We start from the raw sequence: 9,002 nt of genomic DNA on the forward strand, positions 1-9,002 counted from the left end.
TTAACGATCAAATTCAAAAGCGGAACGGATGCTCACTAACAGGATGTATTAAATAATTAAATCTTATTCCACCCCTTTGAGGGCTTCAACCATATCGACCTGCTTCAATTTATGGTGCATGATCGCCATAACAATAAGAGAGAAGACTAAGGTTAGAAGGCTAGCATAGAGATAGGACAAGCCTTGGATTTGGGCCGGGAAGATCATAATGTCCACTTCCACTGTCTGCAAGATATAAGTGGTTAAAAGTTGTCCCATGGCAAGTCCAGCAAGGATAGCCCCCACCGTCAACAAGAGGGTTTCCCGGTAGATATAGAGGGTGACCTCGAGTGGGTAGGCGCCCAGCACCTTGATGGTTGATAATTCCCGGATCCGTTCCGAGACATTTATATTGGTCAGGCTATAGAGCACGATGAAAGCGAGGATAGCTGCCGCGATAATCAAGACCAGGGTCACCAGGTTTAAAGTTTCCAAAGTTTCATTGAACATGTTCCGGAATTGGTCAATATTAACGACCGTGACGATCCCCTCTTCTGCCATCAAATCATCGATGACCTGGTCCTTCTTCTCAGGCGCATTATCCTTTAATTTTATTTCCACCTGGTTTTGACTAGGCAGACTTCCGATTAAGTCTTCGTAGACCGACTGGCTCATAAAGACATCGTGCATGATGTAGCTTTCAAAGACTCCCTTAACTGGCAAGTCCACCACTTGACCATCAGGATCTTCCAAGCTGATGGTATCCCCTGCTTGGATATTCAGAAGTTTAGCTAGTTTGTGGTTGATGAGGACCCCATCTTCAGGCAGGGCCATTCTCTCCCCTGTCGCCACATCTGCGAGGGCATAGAAGTCCTGGTAGTTAGAATCAGGGTCCAAGGCATGGAGGGAAACGGTCTGTTGGTTGACCCGGTCGTCTGTTGTTTGGTAGCTAGCCGTATAGAGAGGCAGGGCATCTGCCACCTGGTCATGCTGGCGGACGGTCTCATTTAGCTCATCCACTTCTTCCGCCGATAGCTTGGGCTGGTATTGAACAATGGCTTGGGCATGCTCGAGATCGATGAATTGGCGGTCAGCCAAGCCAGATATCGAGTCAGATATTCCAAAACCTGTCAATAAGAGAGCAGTTGAACCAGCAACTCCGATCAGAGTCATGGCATTGCGGCCCTTATAGCGGAAGAGGTTACGCAAACTAATCTTATTATTGAAGCTAAGTTTTTGCCAGAACCAGGTCCAACGTTCTAAGAGAATGCGTTGGCCTTCTTTAGGGGGCTTGGGCCGCATCAGGACGGCCGCTGGCTCGGTTAGCGAATTGCGGGTGACCAACCAGGCCGGTCCAACGGTTGTCAGGAGGGAAATGCTGAGGGCAAGGAGGAAGTCCTTCCAGTAGAAGCCGTAGTAGACTTCCTGTCCTAGATCGTAGAGCATCCCGTAGGCGTTGACAATGATATTGGGCAAGAGATAATTGCCCACTGCCACTCCCAGCAAGGTCCCAATGACGCTGGCTAGTCCAGCATATAATAGAAACTTAATCGCAATTTCGGAAGACCGATAGCCTAAAGCCTTGAGCGTCCCCAATTGGATCCGCTGCTCATCGACCATCCGCGTCATAGTTGTAAAGCTTACCAAGGCGGCCACTAGGAAGAAGATGACAGGAAAGACCTGGGCAATGGCGGCAATCCGGTCTGCATTGTCTTCATACTCACTGTAACCACTCAATTGGCTGCGGTCATTGACTTGGTAGTTGGGGACTTCCATTTCTTCCTTATATGTCTTGGCCTGGTTGAGTTTTTCCTGGCCTTGAGATAAGTCTTTTTCCTTAGCTTGGATATCCTCTTCGGCTTGCTTAATAGCTTCCTTGCCTTGGTCTAATTGTTCTCTAGCTTGGGCGAATTGAGGTAAGTTAGCAGCGCCTTCTCCTAGGCCAGCAGTCACTTGCTTCAATTGGTCTTCTTGACTCTGCAAGCTTTCCTTCTGCGCCTCAACTTGATCCTTGGCCTTTTGAATAGCTTCTTGGCCTGGTTTCAAGTCCTCCTCCGCTGCTTGGATGTCTTGGTCTAAGTCTTCTTGTTGTTGCTGGTAGCGTTCCTCTGGCCGACCATCCAGCGCATCTTCGATATCCGACTTAGCCTGGTCAACTTTTTCTTCATAAGCCTCGCTATAGGCTGGATAATTTTCTAAGCCATCGACCTTGAAGGCCACCTGGCTGTACAGGTCTCCAGTAAAGACCTCGGGCTGGACAACCGCAAAGCCATCGATAGCCCCCTTGCCGATAGGGCTATTTCCCCGAGCACTCTGGTCAATATACATCGGCGAGGTCACAAAGCCTACCACCTTGAAACGATTGGAGGCTAGGCCTGGAGCTTGGTCATTGCCTGTCTGGTCAGGATCAGCTAGTTCAATTTCATCTCCGATTTGATAGCTAAAGCCCCCTTCTTCGGCTAAGCGGACATCCAAAGCCACTTCATCCTTATTTTCAGGGAGACGGCCAGACCGTAACTTGTACTGGTTAACTTCCCCCATCTGGTTAAAATTCGGCAAGAAGCGTAAGAGACTCTCTTGATTTTTTTCTTCTCGGTCGACACTGCGGTAGGGATAGGCCTGGATGCCTTCCAAGTCATCCACCCGGTCAATATCTTCATCGGTTAGTCCCCAGTCAGCTTGCAGGCTCAGATCCTGTAAGTGTTGGTCTTGGAAGTAAAGGTTAGCCGTCTGACGCATATTGGGGGCTGCCGCTCGGATCCCTACGAAAAAGCCTGCCCCTAAGAAGATAATTCCCATCAAGGCAATAAAACGGGAAAAACTATTTTTTATTTCGCGTAAACTATCTTTCCATAAAGCTGTTTTCTTCATAGCCACCCCTACCATTCAATCTCAGAAACGGTCTTGGGCTCTGTTTGTAGGTAGCTATCTGCCACCTGGCCGTTCTTGATCTCAATGACACGGTCAGCCATCGGGGCAATGGCACGGTTATGGGTAATCACGATGACTGTTGTCTCTTCTTCACGAGACTGCTTCTGTAAGAGGGCGAGGACTTGCTGACCAGTTTCATTATCCAAGGCTCCTGTCGGCTCGTCGCAGAGAAGGAGTTTAGGATTTTTGGCTAGGGCTCGGGCAATAGAAACCCGCTGCTGCTCGCCCCCAGACAATTGGGCAGGAAAGTTATTCTGCCGGTCCGTTAAGCCTACTGCTGCCAAGGCTTGGTCAGCAGCAATGGCTTGTTGGGCAATCTGCTCACTTAATTCAATGTTTTCCCGGGCGGTCAAGTTGGGAATGAGATTATAGAATTGGAAGACGAAACCAACATTGTCCCGGCGAAACTTAGTCAATTGCCGGTCGTTAAACTGGCCAATCTCCTGGCCATCTACCCAGATTTCACCCGATGTGGGCTTGTCCATTCCCCCTAGAATATTTAAGGTTGTCGATTTACCCGCTCCTGATGGTCCCAGAATGACGACAAATTCTCCCGCTTCAATTTCAAAGCTCATATGGTCATTTGCCTTCACCTGGGACCGGCCTTCACCATAGGATTTAACGACATCTTTGAATTCGATATATGCCATAGTTGACCATTCCCTTTCTTCATACAATATGTTACTTTGTTAGTATATCAATAGTAAAAACTAGCTGAAAATAAAAGCAATTAAAATAAATAAATTTAAGGAGTTCTTTATGATTTACGACGTGATTGTCATTGGTGGAGGGACTAGCGGTCTCATGGCAGCTTGTGCCGCAGCTCAAGCTGGCGCCCAGGTCCTCCTCTTAGAAAAAAATCCCAGCCTCGGCAAGAAACTTTTGCTCACTGGAGGGACCCGGTGTAATGTCACCAATAAGCGTCCCGCCCGCTATATTATCGACCATATTCCAGGCAATGGCAAGTTTCTCTACAGTGCCTTCTCGCGTTTTGACAACAGCGATATTATGGCCTTCTTCGAAGAACGCGGTGTTGCTCTTAAGGAAGAAGACCACGGCCTCATGTTCCCTGTCTCGGACTCAGCCAAGACCATCCTGCAGACTTTTATCGATGAATTGAAGCATCTAGAAGTTGACATTATCTGCCAGGCCAAAGTCGAAGCACTCAAGCTCCAAGCTGGTGGGGTGACCGTTCAACTTGAGGACCAACGCCTCTTCCAGGCCCGCACAGTGGTTCTAGCCATGGGTGGCCGGGCCCATCCGCGAACGGGGTCGACAGGAGACGCCTATCCTATCTTAGAAGGCTTGGGCCACACCATCCAACCCATCTATCCCACCGAGGTCCCCCTAACCTCTTCAGAGCCCTTTATCAAAAAGAAAACCCTCCACGGTCTCTCCCTGCGCGATATCAAGCTGACCGTCCTGGATGCCAAAGAAAAGCCGGTCGTTAGCCATCAAATGGATATGATCTTTACCCATTTTGGGGTCAGTGGGCCGGCTGTTCTGCGCTGCTCCATGTTCGTCCAAAACTTGCTTCGCCAAGGCCAGCAAAAAACCGTCCGCTTGAAACTCGATGCCCTCCCTGGCCGCAGTAAAGAAGAGCTCATCCAAGCCTATGCTGACCTCCAAGCGGACTATAAGGCTAAGGCTATCCGCAATGTCCTCAAAGAAGTCGTCCCCGAGCGTTATGCCGAGTTTCTCTGCCAGAGAGCCGAGGTCCCTGGCCTGACTCCCTGCCAGGACCTATCCAAGAAGCAGTGGGCCGCCTTAGTCCATGAGCTCAAGGGCTTTAACTTTGAAGTCGATGGCAGCTTATCGATCGATAAAGCCTTCGTCACCGGAGGCGGACTCACGCTAGATGAGGTCGACCCATACTCTATGCAAAGCAAGGCCCATCCCCAAGTCTTTATCTGTGGGGAACTCCTCGACATCAACGGCTACACAGGGGGCTATAATATCACTGCCGCCTTCGTCACAGGCCACGCAGCCGGCGAAAGCGCCGCCTACCAAGCTTTCAGCATGGCCTAATCAAATAAAGACAGCACCGCTTAAACTCGAACGTTCCAGCGGTGCTGTTTTTTAGTCGGCCCGGTAAATCAATACCTTCAAATAGTCACTTTCTGGACTGTGGGCTGGCACAGGGAAATCCCCTGGCAATTTAAATTCTTGAATGAGACGTAAAGAGCGCTGGGCTTTCTTTGCGCCCTTTTCAATATCAGATTTAAAAGCAGCCAGGCTATAATTGGAAGCATTGGTGCTGCAGACCAAGTCCCCCTGACTGGCTAGGATTCCTAAAGCCCCCGCCACTAATTTAGGATAGTCTTTGTTCACTTTGAAAACTTTTTTCTTATTCCGGGCAAAGCTCGGTGGGTCCATAATGATCAAGTCATAAAACTTGTTATGACGCTGGGCATACTTATAGTAGTCGAAGGTATCCATGACGTAAATTTCCTGGTCAGCTAAGGGGATACCATTAGCCGCAAATTGTTCTTCCGTCAAGTCACGACTGCGGTTGGCCAAGTCCACACTGCAGGTTTGACTAGCCCCACCCAGGGCAGCTGCCACTGAGAAAGCGCCGGTATAGGAGAAGGTGTTGAGCACGCGGCGACCTAGCGCTAATTCGCACTGAAGATAGGTCCTGACCTCGCGCTGGTCCAGGAAGATGCCCGTCATCCAATGATCATTGAGTCGGACCACATAACGACGCCCTTCCTCCAGGACTGTAAAATGCTCAGGCGCTTCCTCTCCAGCCAACCATTCACTGGCTAAGTGGTCCTGGCTTTGGAAGCGGTTCTTCCCCACAATCCCCCGACAAGCTGGTAGGACTTCCTTAAGGGCTTCAACGATGCTTGCCCGATAGGCATAAATGCCTAGAGAATACCATTGGATCAGTAAGTAATCCCCATAGACATCGACACTTAGCCCACCCAGGCCATCACCTTCCCCATTAAAGAAGCGAAAGGCTGTCGTTAGCTCATCATCGAATAGGCCTTGGCGTTTAGTCTTAGCTCGGCTAAAAATTTGCTTGAAAAAGGACGGGTCGAGAACCTGGTCTCTTTGGTAACTATAGACCCAGCCCAAGCCCTTATTCTGCTTAGCCAAGTAAGCCATAGCGAGGAAGTCTCCCTTGGAATCGGTCAAATAAACCTGGTCACCTTCATTAAAGGAGACTTCCCCCATAAAATCATCTGCCTGCAAGAGGGGCCGACCCTGGCGCAGGGCTTGGGCTGCTTCTTGTTTTAATTTAACGGTCATCTTGATTGTCACAATCTTCCTCCTTTGCTTTAGGAAAAGTCAGGATAAAACGGGTTCCTTGGCCAGGCCTACTCTTAACCTCCACCTGGGCACCATGGGCATGGATCAATTCATGAACAATAGCCAAACCGAGTCCTGATTCCCCATAGGCCGATGACTTACGTGATTCATCTGCCTTGTAGAAGCGTTCCCAAATATTGGCTAATTCCTCTTCCGTCATCCCAATCCCCGTATCGATAATTTGAATTTCTGTTGCTTCACTCGTCTCGCGGGCTTGCAGCTTAACCTGCCCTTGGTCCGTGAATTGGATCGCATTTTGGGTAATATTAAAGAGGATTTGCCGGAGCCGGTCCCAGTCCGCATAAACTTCTGTCTCGTCCGAACAATCGATTAGAATCTGGTCTTCCTTGGACTTAGCTGCCTCTTCCAGTTGAAGGGCCAGGTCTTCCAGCATTTGCCGCAGCTTAAAGGTCATCGGCATAAGGAAAATTTCCTGCGAGCGGATCTTTTCATAGTCTAAGTTTTGGTTAACGAGCCGCGTTAAACGCTGGGTCTCATTGTGGACCAGTTCGATACTCCGGTCAAAATGTTTTTCTGGGATTAGACCATAGCGCAAGCCCTCTAAGAGGCCATTCATGGTGGTTAGCGGCGTCCGCATTTCGTGGGCCACGTCCAGCATAAATTGCCGGCGAATATTTTCCTGGCGGTTAATTTCCTCAATCGAACTTTCAAGAGACTCTGCCATCCGGTTAAAGTCCCGGCTGAGGTCGCCGATTTCATCATCATAGTCTTGGGGCAAGCGGACAGCGTAATTACCATCCGCTACTTCCTTAGTTGCTTGGCGGATGCGGCCAATCCGCTGGTTCAAGAAGTAAGAAATCCCCAGGGCAATGACTAAAGCAGCCCCGCCTACTAAGAGAGCCGCAACCAGGGTATCCATGCGGTTGCCTAAGAGACGATGGCCAAATTCAAAGTTATTTTTGCCAATAGCCACAAAGCCCTGGTAGCGATCGCCATCAAAACGGGGCACAAAAGTGGCTAAGGCATCCCCATCTTCCTTAGAAAAGCCCATATCAAAGGCACGCATGGGCTGGCGTGTCCCGCTCTTTAAACTGGCCAAATCTTGTTGGTCGAGATAGTTGGAGACAGGCTCTGTTCCCTGGCCTTCCACCTTAGGATAGACAAGCTGGGCATCTTGGTCATAGAGAAAAACCTTAATGCCCGCGCTCCCTAAGAGCTCTTGCTTGTCTGCTAAGTAATCCGGGTTGACTGATGTTTCTTCAAAATAATCGGCCATTGAATCCAATTGTTGGGCCGTTTGATTTTGAAAACGTTCTTCCGGGATACGGATCATGACATAGGACAAGCCGGATAGGGTAAATAAAATCACAACAATAAAAGCTAACAAGAGTTGGTAAAAGTAACGCAAACTAATCCCCCTCAGTCTCGTCGAACTTGTAACCGACACCCCAGACTGTTTGGATCACCTGGGGCCCTAGAGCTTCCATCTTATGGCGGAGCTTCTTAATATGGGCATCAACCGTTCGCTCGTCCCCGTAAAACGGCTCTTCCCAGAGGCTGCTGAGCAAGTTTTCTCGGGTAAAGACTTGTTTAGGATGAGAAGCAAGAAGGGCTAAGATATCAAATTCTTTAGGCGTTAAATTCTTAATCTCTTGGTCATTATAATAGGCTTCTCGGGTCTTGGTATTGATTCGAATCGATTGGGTAGACACAATATGGTCTTGGTCCTGCTTAGCTCCCTTATCTTGGTCCTGGTCAACAGCGGCTAACTGGTCCTGTTCTTCCTGGTAGCGGCGGTAGAGGGCCTTCATCCGGGCAATCAAGGTAATCGCGCTGAAGGGTTTAGTGACATAGTCGTCCGCCCCTAGACCCAGACCCAGGATCTGGTCACTCTCAGAATCACGAGCTGTGAGCATGATAATCGGTACCATCTTATTGCGCGCGCGGATCCGCTTACAGATTTCCTTGCCGTTTAGAGAGGGCAGGTTTAAATCTAAGATAATCATTTCAATTTCTTCTTCATGGTTAAGAAAATACTCCCAACCTTCTTGACCATCAGCAATAAAAATGGCTGACCAGTCCTCTTCTTGTTCAAAGTACATGCCTAGCATTTCAGAGATCGAGGCATCATCTTCAATCATTAGTATACGCATTCGAGGTCCCCACTTTCTTTATCGTTCACAAAAATAAGTATTTTCTATGTGAGCCTTCAAAACTATTGTACCCTATTTAAATTAGCTTTGAAGTAAAAAAACTTAAAATTGTTTCGTGAATTTCAGCTTTTTTCGTTTATATATCTAATAGGAGGTGAGAATAAATGAATCAAGTTGCTTGTATCGGTCGCTTAGCCGTTGATGTTGAAATTAAAGAATTTGCCAATGGCAATGCTGTCCTAAATAATCTCATTGCAATTAACCGACGCAATAGTCAAAAACAAGAAGCGGACTTTATTCCCATTGTCGCTTGGAACGGTACCGCCCGGCTAATCGCCAAATACCTTGAAAAGGGTGATGAACTGGGTCTCGTTGGCCGGATCCAAAGCCGGCGTTATGAGAATAAAGCTGGCCACAATCAAACAGCGATTGAAATTGTGATCAGCGATGTCACTTTCTTGCGTAAAAAAGTAAGCGACGCAGACAAAGTCATGACTATCCAAGTCGCTAAAGACTAAATAGAAAAATCCCTCCCCTAATAAAAACAGGCTGCGAAAAGGCAGCCTGTTGCTTTTTTATACTTTCAAATGTGGGGGCGAGGATACAGAAGCTTCTGCTCACCCCCCTGCAGTCGGGTTCGCAAAGGCAGAAAGGGAGTGACTT

General features: G+C 48.5%; 7 protein-coding genes. 2 read left to right on the top strand and 5 right to left on the bottom strand.

Going from position 1 to position 9,002, the window contains the following annotated elements; all coding sequences use genetic code 11:
• Positions 1 to 63: 63 nt before the first annotated feature.
• Both HMPREF3090_RS08180 and HMPREF3090_RS08185 read right to left on the bottom strand, forming a co-directional pair.
• Positions 64 to 2,850, bottom strand: a complete 2,787-nt coding sequence (locus tag HMPREF3090_RS08180) for an ABC transporter permease (RefSeq protein WP_070486439.1) — start codon at positions 2,848 to 2,850, stop codon at positions 64 to 66.
• 8 nt (positions 2,851 to 2,858) lie between these two features.
• Positions 2,859 to 3,560 (bottom strand): ABC transporter ATP-binding protein, encoded by a 702-nt coding sequence (locus HMPREF3090_RS08185; protein ID WP_067974733.1) that lies wholly within the window; start codon positions 3,558 to 3,560, stop codon positions 2,859 to 2,861.
• A 109-nt stretch (positions 3,561 to 3,669) separates the two neighbouring features.
• On the opposite strand from HMPREF3090_RS08185, the gene HMPREF3090_RS08190 reads away from it, so the two are divergent.
• On the top strand, positions 3,670 to 4,938 hold the full coding sequence (locus HMPREF3090_RS08190) for a BaiN/RdsA family NAD(P)/FAD-dependent oxidoreductase (protein ID WP_070486441.1): 1,269 nt from the start codon (positions 3,670 to 3,672) through the stop codon (positions 4,936 to 4,938).
• Between the two features lie 51 nt (positions 4,939 to 4,989).
• On the opposite strand, the gene HMPREF3090_RS08195 is transcribed toward HMPREF3090_RS08190, so the two are convergent.
• The 3 genes from HMPREF3090_RS08195 to HMPREF3090_RS08205 are packed head-to-tail and all read right to left on the bottom strand — an operon-like array spanning position 4,990 to position 8,339.
• Positions 4,990 to 6,177: a class I SAM-dependent rRNA methyltransferase gene (locus HMPREF3090_RS08195; RefSeq protein ID WP_230080800.1), complete on the bottom strand. Its 1,188-nt coding sequence runs from the start codon at positions 6,175 to 6,177 to the stop codon at positions 4,990 to 4,992.
• Positions 6,155 to 7,594 carry a sensor histidine kinase gene (locus HMPREF3090_RS08200; RefSeq protein ID WP_067974727.1) on the bottom strand — a complete coding sequence of 480 codons (1,440 nt, stop codon included), beginning with the start codon at positions 7,592 to 7,594 and terminating at the stop codon, positions 6,155 to 6,157. The genes HMPREF3090_RS08195 and HMPREF3090_RS08200 overlap by 23 nt, the downstream gene beginning before the upstream one ends.
• Position 7,595: 1 nt before the next feature.
• Positions 7,596 to 8,339, bottom strand: a complete 744-nt coding sequence (locus HMPREF3090_RS08205; protein WP_067974724.1) for a response regulator transcription factor — start codon at positions 8,337 to 8,339, stop codon at positions 7,596 to 7,598.
• A 164-nt stretch (positions 8,340 to 8,503) separates the two neighbouring features.
• Here HMPREF3090_RS08205 and HMPREF3090_RS08210 point away from each other — a divergent pair, with 164 nt between their 5' ends.
• Positions 8,504 to 8,857, top strand: coding sequence for a single-stranded DNA-binding protein (locus HMPREF3090_RS08210; protein ID WP_067974720.1), 354 nt, complete (start codon positions 8,504 to 8,506; stop codon positions 8,855 to 8,857).
• Positions 8,858 to 9,002 lie beyond the last annotated feature (145 nt).

The sequence above is a fragment of the Aerococcus sp. HMSC23C02 genome, assembly GCF_001806805.1.
Classification (GTDB): Bacteria; Bacillota; Bacilli; order Lactobacillales; family Aerococcaceae; genus Aerococcus; species Aerococcus sanguinicola.

Coding starts and splice junctions, on each gene's coding strand:
- HMPREF3090_RS08180 (WP_070486439.1), bottom strand. CDS start 2,850: ATGAAGAAAACAGCTTTATGGAAAGATAGTTTACGCGAAATAAAAAAT.
- HMPREF3090_RS08185 (WP_067974733.1), bottom strand. CDS start 3,560: ATGGCATATATCGAATTCAAAGATGTCGTTAAATCCTATGGTGAAGGC.
- HMPREF3090_RS08190 (WP_070486441.1), top strand. CDS start 3,670: ATGATTTACGACGTGATTGTCATTGGTGGAGGGACTAGCGGTCTCATG.
- HMPREF3090_RS08205 (WP_067974724.1), bottom strand. CDS start 8,339: ATGCGTATACTAATGATTGAAGATGATGCCTCGATCTCTGAAATGCTA.
- HMPREF3090_RS08210 (WP_067974720.1), top strand. CDS start 8,504: ATGAATCAAGTTGCTTGTATCGGTCGCTTAGCCGTTGATGTTGAAATT.